Origin of the sequence: Sphingobium sp. JS3065, assembly GCF_026427355.1 — a bacterium.
Classification (GTDB): domain Bacteria; phylum Pseudomonadota; class Alphaproteobacteria; order Sphingomonadales; family Sphingomonadaceae; genus Sphingobium.
This window is the reverse complement of sequence record NZ_CP102664.1, coordinates 740838-757189: the sequence shown is the minus strand read 5'-3', so window position 1 is coordinate 757189 and position 16352 is coordinate 740838. Positions and strand designations below refer to the sequence as shown.

Sequence of the window (16352 nt, the reverse complement as noted above, 5' to 3'; positions counted from 1 at the left end):
CGCAGCGCAACCGGCGCTATTCGCCCTTGCGGAAAAAGCGGAAGACCGTGGCGGGCGGGAAGTTGCGGACCGTCTGCCCGACGCGGACGACGTCCAGCCCCAGCGCATCCCGAATCTCGCGGCTGACCGGCGGGCGCATGGAATAGGTGAACTGTATGAACGCCCCGCCCGGCCGCAGCATGCGGAAGCTTTCGGACAGGATGTCGGCATGCATCTGGCGGTCCATGGCCAGCAGCGGCAGGCCGCTGATGACCGTCTGATATTCCCCCGCCTCGCCCGCCGTCGCGGTGGACACGATCTGCGCGGGCGTTTCCAGGACCGACACATGCGGGAAATGCCGCCGCAGCCCGCGCGCGAAGGCGGGATTGATCTCCACCACCTCCAGCTTTTCGGGAGGCAGGCCGGTGCCCAATATGGCGCGGGTGAAGACGCCTGTGCCGCCGTCCAGTTCGATCACCCTGCCATCCTCCGGGGCGATATGCTCGACCATCAGGCGGGCGAGATAGCGGCTGCTGGGCACGACCGATGCGGTCTGGCGCGGCTTCTTCACCCATGCGGCCAGGAAATCCAGATATTCGGTCGCACGGGTGCGAAACTCGCTATTGGGCAGGGCGACCGCTCGGCTGCACTTTGACTTATGCTGCATGAGCGAGATGCGACCATTTGCGTGTCATGAAGACTCCCTTAGCGGGCTTGATAGGCGGCGTCGATTGGTTTTAGGAACGCTTTCCCGCCATTTGGCGAAGGGCGTTCACGCTTTCAAGGTATCGATACGTTCCTGCAACCACAGCGCGACCGCCGCGATGCGGGGCAGTTTCTTGAGGTCGCCATGGGTGACGAGCCAGAAGCTGCGCATGATCTCCACCTGATCGGCCATGACCGGCGTCAGCCCGGCATCGCGCCCGGCGATGAAATCCGGCAGCACGCCGATCCCCGCCCCTTCCGCGATCATGCGATGCTGCATGTTGATGCTGGTGGCGCGCAGGCTGGCCTCCAGCCCCGCCTCCACCTCGTCCAGATAATCCAGTTCGGGCGAGAAGATGAATTCGGGCACATAGCCCACCAGCACATGGTCGCGCAGGTCGGCGGTGTCGCAGGGCGTGCCCGCTTGCGCCAGATAGGCGGGCGCGGCATAAAGATGCAGCCGATAATCGCCCAGGCGCCGGACCGACAGCCGCCCCCGCTGCGGCCGCGCCAGCATGACCGCCATGTCCGCCTCCCGCTTCGAGGGGTTGAGGAAGCCCGAAGCGGTGATGAGGTCCAGCCGGATGCCGGGATGGCGGCGGCTGAAATCGGCAAGGCCGGGCGCCAGCACCCATGTTCCGAAACCCTCCGCCACCGACAGCCGCACCTGGCCGCTCAGATGATGTTCCCGGCCGGTCGCCTCCTCCATCGCCGCGAGCGCCGCGCTCTCGATGCTTTCGGCATGGCTGAGGAGCGCCTGGCCAAAGGCGGTCAGGCTACGCTCCCCTGCCCCCACCTCGAACAGTTCGGGGCCAAGCGTCCGCTCCAGCCGGGCGAGCCGCCGGGCGATCGTCGTCGCGTCGATGCCCAGCGCGCGCGCCGCCGGGGCGATCTTGCGCGTGCGCGCCACCGCCAGAAAGACCCTGATATCGTCCCAATCGAACATCTGCCGCCCGCTTAATCTGCAAAATCGCTGCGACGCTATGCAGAACTGCGTTGTTGCGTGCAATTCCGCATCGTATCTAGAGGGAAGTTTAAAGTGCACGTCAGGGAGAGCTTGTGAGCCAGTTCGATCTCACCGAGGACCAGTTGGCCATTCAGGAGATGGCGCGCCGGTTCACCGCCGATGCGATCACGCCCCATGCGGCGGAGTGGGACGAAAAGCATATTTTCCCCCGCGACACCATCCGCGCGGCGGCGGAGCTGGGCTTCGGCAGCATCTATGTGTCGGAGGAGTCTGGCGGCATCGGCCTGGGACGGCTGGAGGCGGCGTTGATCATGGAGGCGATGGCCTATGGCTGTCCGTCGACCAGCGCCTTCATCTCCATCCACAATATGGCCGCCTGGATGATCGACCGCTTCGGCGGCAAGGCGGTGAAGGACAAATATCTGCCATCCATGGTGCCGATGGAGCGGATCGGCAGCTATTGCCTGACGGAGGCCGGGTCCGGTTCCGACGCGGCGGCGCTCAAGACGCGGGCAGTGAAGGACGGCGATCATTATGTCGTCACCGGCTCCAAGCAGTTCATCTCCGGCGGCGGGGAGAATGAAATCTATGTCGTGATGGTCCGCACCGGGGACGAAGGGCCGAAGGGCATAAGCTGCCTCGTCATAGAGAAAGACATGCCCGGCGTCAGCTTCGGCGCGCAGGAACGCAAGCTCGGCTGGCATTCGCAGCCGACCGCGCAGGTCAATTTCGACGGCGTGCGGGTGCCGGTGGAAAATCTGGTCGGTGGCGAGGGAGAAGGCTTCCGCATCGCGATGATGGGGCTGGACGGCGGGCGGCTGAACATCGGCGCCTGTTCGCTGGGCGGGGCGCAGCGCTGCATCGATGAGGCGCTGACCTATACCAAGGACCGCAAGCAGTTCGGCCAGAGCATCGCCGATTTCCAGAACACGCAGTTCACGCTGGCGGACATGGAGACGGAACTGCAGGCGGCGCGCACGCTGCTCTATGCGGCGGCCGTCAAGGTGACGGAAAACGCGCCGGACAAGACCCGATTCGCCGCCATGGCAAAGCGGCTGGCGACCGACACCGGATCGTCGGTGGTCGACCGGGCGCTGCAACTGCATGGCGGCTACGGCTATCTGATGGACTATCCGGTCGAGCGGTTCTGGCGCGACCTGCGCGTGCATTCGATCCTGGAAGGCACCAATCAGGTGATGCGCATGATCATCGCCCGCGACATGCTGCGGCAATGAGCGGGGGAGATAATATGTCTGACCAGGTTCTGATTTCCATCGACAATGGCGTGGGGCGCATCCGGCTGAACCGGCCAAAGGCGATCCATGCGCTGACCACGGAAATGTGCAGCGCTATCATCGACGCGCTGCTGGCGTGGCGGACGGATGATAGCGTGGTGGCCGTCATGCTGGATCATGCGCCTTCGCCGGATGGCGATCCCAAACTCTCCCGGGGTTTCTGCGCGGGCGGCGACATCGCCATGATCGCCAACAGCGCCAAGGGCGACTGTTCGGAGGCGGAGCAGTTCTTCTTCATCGAATATCGGATGAATCATCTGCTGTTCGTCTATGAAAAGCCGATCGTCGCCTTCATCGACGGCATCGTCATGGGCGGAGGCGTCGGCATTTCCGATCCGGCACGCTATCGCGTCGCGACAGAGCGGACCACCTATGCCATGCCGGAAACGGGCATCGGCCTGTTCCCCGACGTCGGCGGCGGCTGGTTCCTGCCGCGCATGCCGGGGCGGACCGGGACGTGGCTGGCGACGACCGGCGCGCGGATCAAGGGCGCGGATTGCGCCGCCATCGGCATCGCCACTCATTATATGGCCTCGGACAAGCTGGAGGCGGTGAAGGCGCGGATCATTGCCGATCCGGACGGCCTGGCCGAAATCCTGGACGAAATGGCCGACGCGCCGCCGCCCTCGACCGTGGAAGCGCATCGGGACCGGATCGACCGCCTGTTCGCCTCGGATCGGTTCGAGGAGATATTGGCGGCGCTGGAGGCGGACGGATCGGACTGGGCGCGGGAGCAGATTGCCACCCTGGCCACCAAGTCGCCGCAGACCATCAAGGTCGCGCTGCGCCAGATGGTGGAGGGCGCGGCCTTTACCGACTTTGCCGACAATATGCGCAACGAATATCGCATCGGCCATCATGTCATCCGCCGCCCCGATTTCATCGAGGGCGTGCGCGCGGTGATCTTCGACAAGGACAATGCGCCGCGATGGAATCCGGCGCGGCCGGAGGATGTGACGGACGAGCTGGTAGACAGCCTGTTCGCGCCCCTGCCGCCGGAAAAGGAATGGACGCCGCTGCCTGAATTGCGCGGTTGAACCATGCTTTGTTTCCACGATTTCCGAGCCGTCAGATCGTCCATCTGACTTGAAACCGCTCTAGAGGAGTGCCTGAAATGAGCCAGACCATCGCCTTTATCGGCCTGGGCAATATGGGCGGCGGCATGGCCGCCAACCTGCTGAAGAACGGCTTTGCCGTGCGGGCGTTCGACCTGTCGGAAGAGGCCCTGGCCAAGGTCGTCAAGGCCGGCGCCGTGCGCTGCGCGAGTGCGGCCGAAGCGGTGACGGGCGCCGATGCGGTCGTCACCATGCTGCCTGCGGGCAAACATGTGGAAGCCGTCTATTCGGGAGAAGTGTTCGGCGCGGCCAAGGCGGATGCGCTGTTCCTCGATTGCTCGACCATCGACGTCGCGACGGCGCGCCGGGTAGAGGAAGCCGCCGCCACCAAGGGCTTCGAGATGGTGGACGCGCCGGTTTCGGGCGGCATCGCGGCAGCCAATGGCGGCACGCTGACTTTCATGGTCGGCGGTTCCGACCAGGCCTTCGGCCGCGCCAGGCCGATCCTGTCCGCCATGGGCAAGGCGGTGATCCATGCCGGCGGCGCGGGCAATGGGCAGGCCGCCAAGATCTGCAACAACATGCTGCTCGGCGCGACGATGGTGGCGACCTGCGAGACCTTCGCCATGGCGAAGAAGCTCGGTCTCGATCCGCAGACCTTCTACGATATTTCCAGCGTGTCGTCGGGGCAGAGCTGGTCGATGACCAGCTATTGCCCGGTGCCGGGCGTGGGGCCGCAAAGTCCTTCGGATAACGGTTATCAGGGCGGTTTCGCCGTGGGGCTGATGCTGAAGGATCTGAAGCTGGCGAGTGAAGCGGCGGCTTCGGTCGGGGCGAGCGTGCCGATGGGGAATACGGCGGAATCGCTCTATCAATTGCTCGCCAATCAGGGTGAAGCGGCGCGGGACTTTTCGCTGATGATCGAGATGCTGGAGGGGAAGTAAGCGCTTCCCTTCGTCTGTGTCGCAAATGGGTGGAGAGCCGTCATTCCTTATCCCTCTCCCTGGAGGGAGAGGGCTGCGAAGACTTGGCAGCTTGCTGCCTTAGTCGTAGCTGGGTGAGGGGGTTGCGATCCTCCGGATCGCGCGGGCCGAAGGCCCGCTTCCCCTCATCCAACTGCGCCTAGGCTCCTTCGTCGCCAAGGCTCTGTATCCTTCTCCCTCAAGGGAGAAGGAATGTCTTGAGTTGGCCAGAAGCGGACGTCGATAATATCGTCATCCCAGCGAAAGCTGGGATCTCGTGAGGCTAGGCCGTGCCCTATCGCCTGAGATCCCAGCCTTCGCTGGGATGACGGAATGATGTCCGCTTCCCGCCCAGATAGATCAGTCCGGCGAACCCTTAATTTATCCGCGCGAGGCAGGTAAAACTCGATGGCGGCGTTTCCGGTGGGGGCGGCAGAAGCTGCCCCGGATCACGCCTGCCCTGAGATTGTCGAAGGGTCTGCGGCCCATTCACTCCAGAAGGTTAGGCAAGTCTTTACTTCGCATCGGTTACGGCGGGACGATTATTGGAATGCCGGATTGCCTGATGCATCGTCTGCCTGCCCTTCTCCTTCTTTTCGCGCTGATGGCGCCGCAAACCGCCATGGCGCAAGTCCCGGTGGCCGATAGCGGCGATACCGCCTGGATGATCCTGTGCGGCGTGCTGGTGCTGCTGGCGGCCCTGCCGGGACTGATCCTGCGTCAAGCGGGGCTGGTTCATATGCGCAGCGCCCTGTCGATGGGCATGCAGGGGCTGGTTATAGCCGCCGGGGTTTCGCTGCTCTGGGGGATCATTGGCTATAGTCTGGCCTATGCGCCGGGGAGCGGCTGGCTGGGCGGGCGGGCGCATATTCTGCTCGCCGATCTGGGAGCTTTGCGGGATGGGCTGACCGTGCCGGAATCGGCCTTCGTGTTGTTCCAGATGGGGCTGGCGATCTTTGCCGCCTGCCTGTTGCCCGGCGCGGTGGCGGAGCGGGTGCGATTAGGGTGGATGACGGTCTTCGCCCTGCTGTGGCTGCTGCTGGTCTATGCACCGGTGGTGCATTGGGTCTGGGGTGGCGGATGGCTGGCGGGCCTGGGCGTCATGGACTTTGCCGGGGCGCTGGTCGTGCATCTCTGCGCGGGCTTTTCGGCGCTGGCGCTCACGTTGGTCGTGGGCAAGCGGCGGACGGTTTCCGGCGGCCATGCGCCGCTTCTGGGTCTGGCGGGCGGCGCGCTGCTGTGGATCGGCTGGGCGGGAATCGTCGGCGGCTGGGCCTTTGGCGCTACGGACAATGCCGCGACGGCCATTCTCAACGCTCATTTCGCGGCCTGCGCGGGCGCCTTCGGCTGGATGCTGGTGGAGCGGATCGATCTGGGCCGGGTGACGGCGACGGGGGCCGTATCGGGCGCCTTGACCGGGATGGTGGCGATTTCCGCTTCGGTGGCGCTGGTCGGGCCAGGTGGGGCGATGGCGATCGGGCTGATCGCCGCGCTGCTGTGCCGGGTGGTCAAGTCCCTGTTGGACGAACGGATCGACGATACCGCCGATGTGTTCCTGATCCACGGGTTAGGCGGGCTGGTCGGGATGCTATTGCTGATACCCTTTGTGCTGCCGGTATTGGGTGGGGTCGGCTTCGTGGCCGGGATCAGCCTTGGCGGGGCGTTCGTCGCGCAACTGATCGGCATAGCGGTGGTGGCGCTTTGGGCGATGGCGGGATCGGCGATCATCGCCCTGATGCTGTCGGTGATCGTGCAGGCCCGGATCGGCGCGCGGAAGGAAGCCGAGGGCCTCGATCTGGCGCAGCATGGGCAGCAAAGTTGGGACTTCCGCTAGAGGTGCGCATCGCCATCGGCATATTCGCGCATCAGGAAGAGCGGCGGATCGGGCTGTGCCTGGCGTCCCTGCCGCTGGACCGGGCGGACGTCGCCTATCATGTGCTGGTGAACGGGTCGACGGACACCACCGCGGCACGGGCGCGGGAAGCGGCTGGCGGGCGGGCGAATGTCGTCGTCCATGAACTGGCCGCCGGGGGCAAGGCGCGGACCTGGAATCATTTCGTCCACGATCTGCTTAGCGGCGATGAGGATGCCGTCATCTTCCTGGATGGCGATGCGGAGATTGTCACCGGGTCGATCGATGCGCTGGCGGCGGCGTTGGCGGCACGGCCGGAGGCCAATGCGGCGGCGGGGATGCCGGTCAATGGGCGGTCGGTGGAGGCCTATCGCCAAAGCCTGCGGGATGAGCGGGGGTTGTTCGGTGATCTCTACGCGCTGTCCGGACGCTTCGTCACGGCGGTCCGCGCCAGGGGCCTGCTTTTGCCGGAGGATCTGATCGGGGACGACGGGCTGGTGGCCGCCTGGGCGCATACCGATCTGGGGCGGGATGCCGATTGGGATCGGGAACGGGTGCTGGCCTGCGAGGATGCCGGTTTTCGGTGCGAGGCGGTGAGCCTGCTGCGGCCATCCACGCTGCGCATGCAATATCGGCGGATGATCAATTATTCGGTGCGCTTTTTCCAGAACCGGATCATTTCCGACATCATGAGCCGGGAGGGCGTGGACGGGCTGCCGGTGCGGATGGATGCGCTTTATGGGGCGTGGTTGCCGCGTTTTCGGCCCAGGCCCCTGCCGACGGGATGGTTCGACCGGAAGGCGTTGAAAAGGATGCGGGGGAAGCGTTGAGGCTCCCCCCACTGCCCTGACTTAACGGTCGCGGGCGGCCAGTTCCTTGTTGACGTAAAGCGCCACCATGGTCGCCACCGCGCCCGAGAGCAGGTAGATGCCCGAAGCGGCCAGCCCGAACTTCACCGACAGCAGCAGCGCCACCAGCGGAGCGAAGCCCGCGCCGACCAGCCACGCCAGGTCCGACGTCAGCGCCGAACCGGTATAGCGCGTCTCGGTCGCGAAGTTGGACGCCACCACGCCGGAGGATTGGCCGAACGCCAAGCCCAGCAACATGAAGCCCAGGATCATGAAGGCGACCTCACCCAGATCGCCGCCATTCAGCAGCAGCGGCGCCATGACGCTGAAGATCGCGATGCCGAGCGCCGACCATGCCAGCAGGGAACGGCGACCGATCTGGTCCGCGATGAAGCCGGAGACGACGATGGCCAGCAGGCCCACCGACGCCCCGATCATCTCGATGATCAGGAAGCGTTCCAGCGGCTGTTTGGTGAAGAGCGCGACCCAGCTCAGCGGGAACACCGTCACCATGTGGAACAGCGCGAAGCTGGCCAGCGGGGCGAAGGCGCCGATGATGATGTTGCGCCCCTCCGCCTTGACGGTGGGCAGCACTTCGGAAGGTTGCAGATCCTTCTGTTCGAACAGGCGCTCGAACTCATGCGTCACGACGATCCGCAGGCGGGCGAACAGCGCCACGACGTTGATCGCGAAGGCCACGAAGAAGGGATAGCGCCAGCCCCAGTCGAGGAAATCCGCGTCCGACAGGGTCGTCAGGAAGAAGGCGAACAGGCCGCTCGCCACCAGCAGCGCCAGCGGCGCGCCAAGCTGCGGCACCATGGCGTACCAGCCGCGCTGATGCTGCGGCGCGTTGAGCGAGAGCAGCGAAGCGAGCCCGTCCCAGGTTCCGCCCAGCGCGATCCCCTGCGCGGCCCGCAAAATGATCAGGACGACGGCGGCATAGTGGCCGATCGTCTCATAACCGGGCATGAAGGCGATCGACGCGGTCGATCCGCCCAAAAGGAACAACGCCACCGTCAGTTTCGTTCCGCGCCCGAAGTGGCGGTCGATGGCCATGAAGATCAGCGAACCGACCGGCCGCGTGATGAAGGCGACGGCGAAGATCGCGAAGGAATAAAGCGTCCCCGTCAGCGCATCCACATAGGGGAAGACCAGACTGGGGAAAACGATCACCGAAGCGATGGCGTAGACGAAGAAATCGAAGAATTCGGAGGTGCGACCGATGATCACACCGATGGAAATGTCACCCGGCGCGATCTGGTGGTCCCGCGCATTGATCAGGCGCGCATCATCCTCCAGCGACCGGGAGGTGAAGGTCATGGCCCGTGAACTCATAGGCATCCGCTCCTTGGCTAGGCCATCGGAACCTTTTTCTGTTCTGCCGGCGGCCACTGGCGGGCAGCATAGCAGAAAAGCCGCAGAGTCTAAGCGCTATCCCATCGCCCCGGCATTTTTTGCGCGCGCGCCCAATGGGACAAACTGTCCACTGTTCGCCCTTTGGCGGACGGGTTAGGCGCGGACCATGCCTCACCATTTCCTTCCCCCCTGGACCCGCATTTTTCGCTGGTCCGTCCCGGTTCTGGCGCTGCCGCTGACGGCGTGCGACTGGGTCGTGATGAACCCGTCGGGCGATATCGCGGTGCAGCAGCGCGACCTGATCCTGATCTCGACCGCGCTGATGCTGCTGATCGTCGTGCCCGTCATGGCGCTGGTCGTCTTCTTCGCCTGGCGTTATCGTTCGGCCAACAAGGCGGCGGAGAAGGATTATGATCCGGACTGGGATCATTCGACCAAGCTGGAACTGATGATCTGGTCGGCGCCGCTGCTGATCATCATCTGCCTGGGCGCGCTGACCTGGGTGAGCACGCACAAGCTGGACCCCTATCGGCCGCTCGACCGGATCGATGCGAAGACCGCCATCGACCCCAAAGTGAAGCCGCTGACGGTGGAGGTCGTGGCGCTCGACTGGAAATGGCTGTTCATCTATCCGGAACTGGGCATCGCCACGGTCAATGAATTGGCGGTGCCGGTCAATGTGCCGGTGCGTTTCGACCTTACCGCCTCGACCGTCATGAACAGTTTCTACATTCCCGAACTGGCGGGGCAGATCTACGCCATGCCGGGCATGAAGACGCAGTTGCACGCGGTCGCCAACCGGGCGGTCGGTGGCGTTGGCTTCTCCGCCAACTATTCGGGTGCGGGCTTCAGCCATATGCGCTTCGGCTACAAGGCGCTGGACCGGGCCAGGTTCGACGCCTGGGTCGCTAAGGTGAAGGGGAGCCGCGCCAATCTGGACCGCGGCGCCTATCTGGCGTTGGCCAGGCCCGGCGAGAAGGCGCCGGTCGCCTATTTCTCCGCCGTCGATCCCAAGCTGTTCGACGCGGTCGTCAACCTCTGCCCCAAACCCGGCCAGCGCTGCATGGGCGAGCTGATGCACATCAACATGATGGGCGGCGCGGGCAAGGAATCTGCGCATGAGACCGAAGGGCTTCGCTACGATTTTCCCAACGGCCATGTGATCGATCAGACCGACCGCAATGAAGGGCAGCAGACCGCGCCCGACGCTCCCGGCGCTTCGAATGTCGCTGACGATCACTCTTCCCACAGCGGCGCTGACGCGCACGCGCATCATCGGTAAGGCCTATGACAGGAACACGCACAATGACGCAGATGATTTTCGGTCGTCTGACATGGGACGCATTCCCGTGGCATGAACCGGTGGTCGTCGCGACCTTCGTCGGGGTCGTGATCGGCGGCATCGCCCTCGTCGCGGCGCTCACCTATTTCAAGCTCTGGGGCTATCTCTGGAAGGAATGGTTCACCAGCGTCGACCATAAGAAAATCGGCATCATGTACATGGTGCTGGGGCTGGTCATGTTCCTGCGCGGCTTTTCGGACGCCATCATGATGCGCATCCAGCAGGCCTGGGCCTTCAACGGGTCCGAAGGCTATCTGAACGCGCATCATTATGACCAGGTGTTCACCGCGCACGGCGTGATCATGATCTTCTTCGTGGCGATGCCGTTCATCACGGGCCTGATGAACTATATCGTGCCGCTCCAGATCGGCGCGCGCGACGTCAGCTTCCCCTTCCTCAACAATTTCAGCTTCTGGATGACGACTGGCGGCGCGGTGCTGGTGATGTTCTCCCTGTTTCTGGGCGAGTTCGCGCAGACCGGCTGGCTGGCCTATCCGCCGCTTTCGGGGATCGCCTACAGCCCGGCCACGGGCGTCGACTATTATATCTGGTCGTTGCAGGTGGCGGGCGTCGGCACGACATTGTCGGGCATCAACCTGATCGCGACCATCGTGAAGATGCGCGCGCCGGGCATGTCGCTCATGAAGATGCCGGTCTTCACCTGGACCTCCCTCTGCGCGAACGTGCTGATCGTCGCCTCCTTCCCGATCCTGACCGCCACGCTCGTCCTGCTGTCGCTGGACCGCTATGCGGGGACCGCCTTCTTCACCAATGATTTCGGCGGCAATCCGATGATGTACGTGAACCTCATCTGGATATGGGGCCACCCGGAAGTCTATATCCTCATCCTGCCGCTGTTCGGCGTCTTCTCCGAAGTCGTCTCCACCTTCTGCGGCAAGCGCCTGTTCGGCTACACGTCGATGGTCTACGCCACCTGCACCATCATGGTGCTGTCCTACCTGGTGTGGCTGCACCACTTCTTCACCATGGGGTCTGGCGCCAGCGTCAACAGCTTCTTCGGCATCACGACGATGATCATCTCGATCCCGACGGGGGCGAAGCTCTTCAATTGGCTGTTCACCATGTATCGTGGGCGCATCCGTTTCGAACTGCCGATGATGTGGACCGTCGCCTTCATGTTGACTTTCACCATCGGCGGCATGACCGGCGTATTGCTGGCGGTTCCGCCGGCGGACTTCGTGCTGCACAACTCGCTGTTCCTGATCGCGCACTTCCATAATGTGATCATCGGCGGCGTGCTGTTCGGCCTGTTTGCGGCGATCAATTACTGGTGGCCCAAGGCGTTCGGCTTCAGGCTGAACCAGTTCTGGGGACATGTCAGCTTCTGGTGCTGGAACATCGGTTTCTGGCTCGCCTTCGGCCCGCTTTATGTGCTGGGCCTGATGGGCGTCACCCGCCGCATGCGCGTGTTCGATGATCCGTCGCTGCAAATCTGGTTCGTCGTCGCGGGCATCGGCGCCGCCGTCATCGCCGTGGGCATCGGCGCCATGCTGGTCCAGTTCGCCGTCTCCATCTGGAAGCGCGACGAGCTGAAGGTGGAGGGCGATCCCTGGGACGGCCGCACGCTGGAATGGGCGACCAGCTCGCCCCCGCCAGAGTATAATTTCGCCTTCACGCCGGTCGTCTACGACACCGACACCTGGGCGGACATGAAGAAGAACAACTATCAACGCCCGCTGACCGGTTACCAGCCGATCCACATGCCGAGCAGCACGGGGGCAGGCGTGATCCTGGCCGCGCTGGCGACGCTCTGCGGCTTCGCCCTGATCTGGTATATCTGGTGGCTGGCGGGCCTTAGCTTCATCGCCCTGGTCGCCGTCGCCATCGGCCACAGCTTCAACTACAAGCGCGACTTCCACATCCCCGCGGATGTCGTCACGCGCACCGAGGAAGAGCGCACCCGCATCCTCGCGGCAGGAGTCTGACCCTATGAGCAGCGCCACTGCAACGCTGGAACCCAGGGCATATCATCTGCTCGAGGAACCGCACCTTCACGAAGGCCACAGCACCAATCTGGGCTTCTGGATGTATTTGATGAGCGATTGCCTCATCTTCGCCATCCTTTTCGCCACTTACGCCGTGCTGGGCGGCAGCTATGCCGGCGGGCCGGGGCCGAAGGATCTGTTCGACCTGCCGCTGATCGCGCTCAACACCGCGATGCTGCTGTTTTCTTCGATCACCTACGGCTTCGCGATGCTGGCGATGGAGAAGAACAGGGTCAGCCCCACCCAGGGATGGCTGTTCGTCACCTTGCTGTTCGGCGGGGCGTTCCTGTTCATCGAACTCTACGAATTCTCTCACCTCATCCATGAAGGTGCGGGGCCGCAGCGTTCGGCGTTCCTGTCTTCCTTCTTCACGCTGGTCGGCACGCACGGGCTGCACGTCACCTTCGGTTCGATCTGGCTGATCACGCTGATGGTGCAGGTCGCGAAGAAGGGCCTGATCCCGGCCAACAAACGCCGCCTGATGTGCCTGTCGATGTTCTGGCACTTCCTGGACGTCATCTGGATCGGCGTCTTCACCTTTGTCTATCTGATGGGAGTCCTGCGGTGAGCGACGCTGTCCACACTCACGATCACGGCCATCATGAGGAAGGCGCGCACGGCAGCTTGCGCAGCTATATGATCGGGTTCGGCCTGTCGGCGATCCTGACGGCCATCCCCTTCTGGCTGGTGATGAGTGGCGTGCTGAACGACCCGCAACTGACCGGCGTGGTCATCATGGGCTTCGCCGCAGCGCAGGTGGTGGTCCACATGATCTACTTCCTGCACATGAACACCCGCGTCGAAGGCGGCTGGTCCTTCATGGCGATGATGCTGACGGTCGTGCTGGTCGTCATCGTGCTGTCGGGATCGCTGTGGGTCATGTATCATCTCAACGCCAACATGATGCCGCATGCGGACATGGACATGAGCGCCATGCACAATATGAGCGAGATGCCGTGACAGCGGCGCAAGACGGGGAGCGCTCCAGCCGCTCCCCGGCCTTTATGATCGGCCTGACGCTGATCGCCCTTTTCTTCTTCGCCGGATTCTGCGCGCTTGGCGCATGGCAGGTCCAGCGTCTTGGCTGGAAGCGCGACCTGATCGCCCGCGTCGATGCGCGAAGCCACGCCCTCCCCCTCCCCGCTCCCCGCGCCGCCGCGAGGGCCGACGAATATCGCCGGGTGAAGATTTCGGGCCATTTCCTTCATGACCAGACGGCGCTGGTGCAGGCCGTGACCGTGCGCGGCCCCGGTTTCTGGGTACTGACCCCCCTCGTCACCGACCGGGGCCTCACGTTGATCGTCAATCGGGGCTTCGTCCCGCTCGACAAGCGCCGGGATTATGCCCGACCGCAGGGAAAGGTGCATGTGGCGGGGCTATTGCGCCTGAACGAACCGGGCGGCGGTTTCCTGCGCTCCAACGATCCAGCGGCCGACCGCTGGTATTCGCGCGATGTCGAAGCGATCGCCGACGCACGCGGGATAAAGGGACCGCTGGCCGATTATTTCATCGATGCCGAAGCCGTCGACGGCCCGGACAGCCTGCCGGTCGGCGGGCTTACCGTCGTCAAATTCCCCAACAGCCACCTGCAATATGCGATCATATGGTTCGTGCTGGCGGCGATGGTCGCTGGCGCGTACATGTTCGTCATGCGTCAGGCCCGAAAAGACCGCCGGGGATGAACCGGAACCTGCCGATCAGCACCCTCTGGCAGCCCAGCCAGTGGCCCGCCGACGCCGCCGGACGCAAGAATCTGGCGCTGCTGGTGCAATTGCGCTGGCTGGCCATCGCGGGCCAGCTCGTCACCATATTGGCGGTGCATTTCATCATGGGCATCCGCCTGCCCCTGGCGCCGATGCTGCTGGTCGCGGCCATGGCGATGGCGATGAACGGCCTCAGTTTCGGCGTGCTGCGCAAGCGGACCGACGTGTCCCATGCCGAACTGTTCCTGTCGCTGCTGTTCGACGTGCTGCTGCTGACGGCGCAGCTTTATCTGTCGGGCGGGGCGACCAATCCCTTCATCTCGCTCTATCTCGTGCAGGTGGCGCTGGGCGCGGTGCTGCTCGACCGCTGGAGCATCTGGGGGATCGTATTCGTGTCGGCGCTGTGCGCGGGGCTGCTGGCATTGCACTACCGGCCCCTGGACCTGCGCGGCGCGCTGGAGGGGCATTTGTTCGACCTGCATATCGTCGGCACCTGGATCTGCTTCACCATGATCGCGGTGCTGCTGGTGCTGTTCGTGCTGCCCGTGACGCGCAACCTCCAGATGCGGGACGCCTATCTGGCGAAGCTGCGGCAGCAGGCGGCTGAGGAGGAGCATATCGTCCGCATGGGCCTGCTCGCGTCGGGCGCGGCGCATGAACTGGGCACGCCTCTGTCCCAACTCGCGGTGGTGCTGGGCGACTGGAAACATATGCCGGAGGTCACGACGCACCCTGCTTTGGTCGAGGAGGTGGGCGAGATGCAGGCCGCCGTCCAGCGCTGCAAGGAAATCGTCACCGGCATCCTCCTCTCCTCCGGCGAGGCGCGGGGCGAAGCGCCGGAAGTGACCAATGTGCGCGATTTCATCGACGGCATCGCCATGGAGTGGCGCAGGGCCAATCCCGGCATGCCGCTGCGCTGCGATTTCGGGCCGCATGACTATCCGCGCATCATCGCCGATCCGGTGATCCGGCAGGCTATCGGCAATCTGCTCGACAATGGGCGGGAGGCGGGCGCGACCTATATCGACCTGCTGGTCGGGCGCGACAGCACGTCGCTCAACATCGCGGTGCGGGACAATGGCAGCGGCTTTTCGGAAGCGATGCTGGAGGATTTCGGCAAGCCCTACCGGTCGAGCAAGGGCAAGGAAGGCCATGGCCTCGGCCTGTTCCTGGTCGTCAACGTCGTGCGCAAGCTGGGCGGCACCGTATCGGCCAGCAACGGCGCGGACGGCGGCGCGCTGATCCTGCTGCGCCTGCCGCTGGGCACCCTGGCGCTGGAAGAGGAAACTGCCGATGTCTGAGCGCGTGCTGGTGATCGTGGAGGATGACGAGGCGTTCGCGAAGACGCTCAAGCGATCCTTCGAGCGGCGCGGCTATGCGGTGCTGACGGCGGACAGCCATGCGGCTTTGGAGATGGTCCTGGCAGGCAACAGGCCGGGTTTTGCCGTGGTCGACCTCAAGCTGGGCGCAGAGTCCGGGCTGGTCTGCGTCCAGACTCTTCATGCGCATGATCCGGCGATGGTGATCGTGGTGCTGACCGGCTTCGCCAGCATCGCCACGGCGGTGGAGGCGATCAAGCTGGGCGCGTCCAACTATCTGGCCAAGCCGTCCAACACCGACGACATAGAGGCGGCCTTTGCCCGGTCCACGGGCGACCCCTCCACCCCGCTCGCGCCGCGCCCGACATCGATCAAGACGCTGGAATGGGAACATATCCATGAGGTGCTGAAAGACAGCGACTTCAACATTTCCGAAGCGGCCCGGCGGCTGGGCATGCACCGGCGGACGCTGGCGCGCAAATTGGCGAAGCGGCAGGTGGGGTGACGAACTGATGTTTCAGGTGGAGCGGTGAAGGGAATCGCAAGGTTCACCTAAGGGACTGTAATCAAGTAAATTGCTGCACTGCAGCAAAAAATTAGGCCCCATACAGTGGCCCCATTCCCTTCCCGTAAATCGGGTTCGGAGCTTAAACATGGCTCGCTGGCGGGCTACGCTTGTGCAAAGCCACAATACCTCGTCGAGCCAGCCCTAGCAATTTCCAACCGCCCGCTGACCAAGATTCTTCTTGCTGCTGTGATTACTAACGTCGGCTGCCGCCAACGGAGCAGTCGCTCCCAGGGCCAAATTCATCCGTCGTGACCAGCCATACATTCATGCACTCGAGCCGACCGCCCAATGACCGGTATGGAGAATGCGCTGGGTAGCCCTGCGGTCGGAATGGGTGGATTCGAGACTGACCGATGGATGATGAGCTCAACGAGGACATCGATCTTAAAATCCGT

15 protein-coding genes are annotated in these 16352 nt (G+C 63.9%); 12 read left to right on the top strand and 3 right to left on the bottom strand.

What is annotated here, in order from left to right:
• Nucleotides 1-16: 16 nt before the first annotated feature.
• A complete protein-coding gene (locus NUH86_RS03700) occupies nt 17-646 on the bottom strand; it encodes a class I SAM-dependent methyltransferase (RefSeq protein WP_267251333.1) in 630 nt (209 codons plus the stop codon).
• Between the two features lie 105 nt (nt 647-751).
• Nucleotides 752-1630: a LysR family transcriptional regulator gene (locus NUH86_RS03695; RefSeq protein WP_267251332.1), complete on the bottom strand. Its 879-nt coding sequence runs from the start codon at nt 1628-1630 to the stop codon at nt 752-754.
• Between the two features lie 113 nt (nt 1631-1743).
• On the opposite strand from NUH86_RS03695, the gene NUH86_RS03690 reads away from it, so the two are divergent.
• The 5 genes from NUH86_RS03690 (at nt 1744) to NUH86_RS03670 (ending at nt 7645) form a co-directional block, all read left to right on the top strand.
• Nucleotides 1744-2886, top strand: coding sequence for an acyl-CoA dehydrogenase family protein (locus NUH86_RS03690; protein WP_267251331.1), 1143 nt, complete (start codon nt 1744-1746; stop codon nt 2884-2886).
• Between the two features lie 14 nt (nt 2887-2900).
• Nucleotides 2901-3983 (top strand): enoyl-CoA hydratase/isomerase family protein, encoded by a 1083-nt coding sequence (locus NUH86_RS03685; protein WP_267251330.1) that lies wholly within the window; start codon nt 2901-2903, stop codon nt 3981-3983.
• A gap of 77 nt (nt 3984-4060) precedes the next feature.
• Entirely contained in the window at nt 4061-4945 is an 885-nt protein-coding gene (gene mmsB / locus NUH86_RS03680) for a 3-hydroxyisobutyrate dehydrogenase (RefSeq protein ID WP_267251329.1), read from the top strand.
• A gap of 583 nt (nt 4946-5528) precedes the next feature.
• On the top strand, nt 5529-6797 hold the full coding sequence (locus tag NUH86_RS03675; RefSeq protein WP_267251328.1) for an ammonium transporter: 1269 nt from the start codon (nt 5529-5531) through the stop codon (nt 6795-6797).
• A 2-nt stretch (nt 6798-6799) separates the two neighbouring features.
• The gene (locus NUH86_RS03670; RefSeq protein ID WP_267252026.1) at nt 6800-7645 is read left to right on the top strand and encodes a glycosyltransferase; all 846 of its coding nucleotides are present in this window, start codon (nt 6800-6802) and stop codon (nt 7643-7645) included.
• Between the two features lie 21 nt (nt 7646-7666).
• On the opposite strand, the gene NUH86_RS03665 is transcribed toward NUH86_RS03670, so the two are convergent.
• The gene (locus NUH86_RS03665) at nt 7667-8998 is read right to left on the bottom strand and encodes an MFS transporter (protein ID WP_267251327.1); all 1332 of its coding nucleotides are present in this window, start codon (nt 8996-8998) and stop codon (nt 7667-7669) included.
• A 187-nt stretch (nt 8999-9185) separates the two neighbouring features.
• Between NUH86_RS03665 and cyoA the strand changes: the two genes are divergently transcribed.
• The 7 genes from cyoA to NUH86_RS03630 are packed head-to-tail and all read left to right on the top strand — an operon-like array spanning nt 9186 to nt 15894.
• Entirely contained in the window at nt 9186-10301 is a 1116-nt protein-coding gene (cyoA, locus tag NUH86_RS03660; protein ID WP_267251326.1) for a ubiquinol oxidase subunit II, read from the top strand.
• A 5-nt stretch (nt 10302-10306) separates the two neighbouring features.
• A complete protein-coding gene (cyoB, locus tag NUH86_RS03655; RefSeq protein ID WP_267251325.1) occupies nt 10307-12307 on the top strand; it encodes a cytochrome o ubiquinol oxidase subunit I in 2001 nt (666 codons plus the stop codon).
• Between the two features lie 4 nt (nt 12308-12311).
• Nucleotides 12312-12935, top strand: coding sequence for a cytochrome o ubiquinol oxidase subunit III (cyoC, locus tag NUH86_RS03650; protein WP_267251324.1), 624 nt, complete (start codon nt 12312-12314; stop codon nt 12933-12935).
• Nucleotides 12932-13327 carry a cytochrome o ubiquinol oxidase subunit IV gene (cyoD, locus tag NUH86_RS03645; protein ID WP_267251323.1) on the top strand — a complete coding sequence of 132 codons (396 nt, stop codon included), beginning with the start codon at nt 12932-12934 and terminating at the stop codon, nt 13325-13327. Before cyoC ends, cyoD begins: the two co-directional genes overlap by 4 nt.
• Nucleotides 13324-14049 (top strand): SURF1 family protein, encoded by a 726-nt coding sequence (locus NUH86_RS03640; protein ID WP_267251322.1) that lies wholly within the window; start codon nt 13324-13326, stop codon nt 14047-14049. Before cyoD ends, NUH86_RS03640 begins: the two co-directional genes overlap by 4 nt.
• Nucleotides 14046-15371 (top strand): ATP-binding protein, encoded by a 1326-nt coding sequence (locus tag NUH86_RS03635; protein WP_267251321.1) that lies wholly within the window; start codon nt 14046-14048, stop codon nt 15369-15371. The genes NUH86_RS03640 and NUH86_RS03635 overlap by 4 nt, the downstream gene beginning before the upstream one ends.
• The gene (locus NUH86_RS03630; protein WP_267251320.1) at nt 15364-15894 is read left to right on the top strand and encodes a response regulator transcription factor; all 531 of its coding nucleotides are present in this window, start codon (nt 15364-15366) and stop codon (nt 15892-15894) included. The genes NUH86_RS03635 and NUH86_RS03630 overlap by 8 nt, the downstream gene beginning before the upstream one ends.
• Nucleotides 15895-16352: the final 458 nt, after the last annotated feature.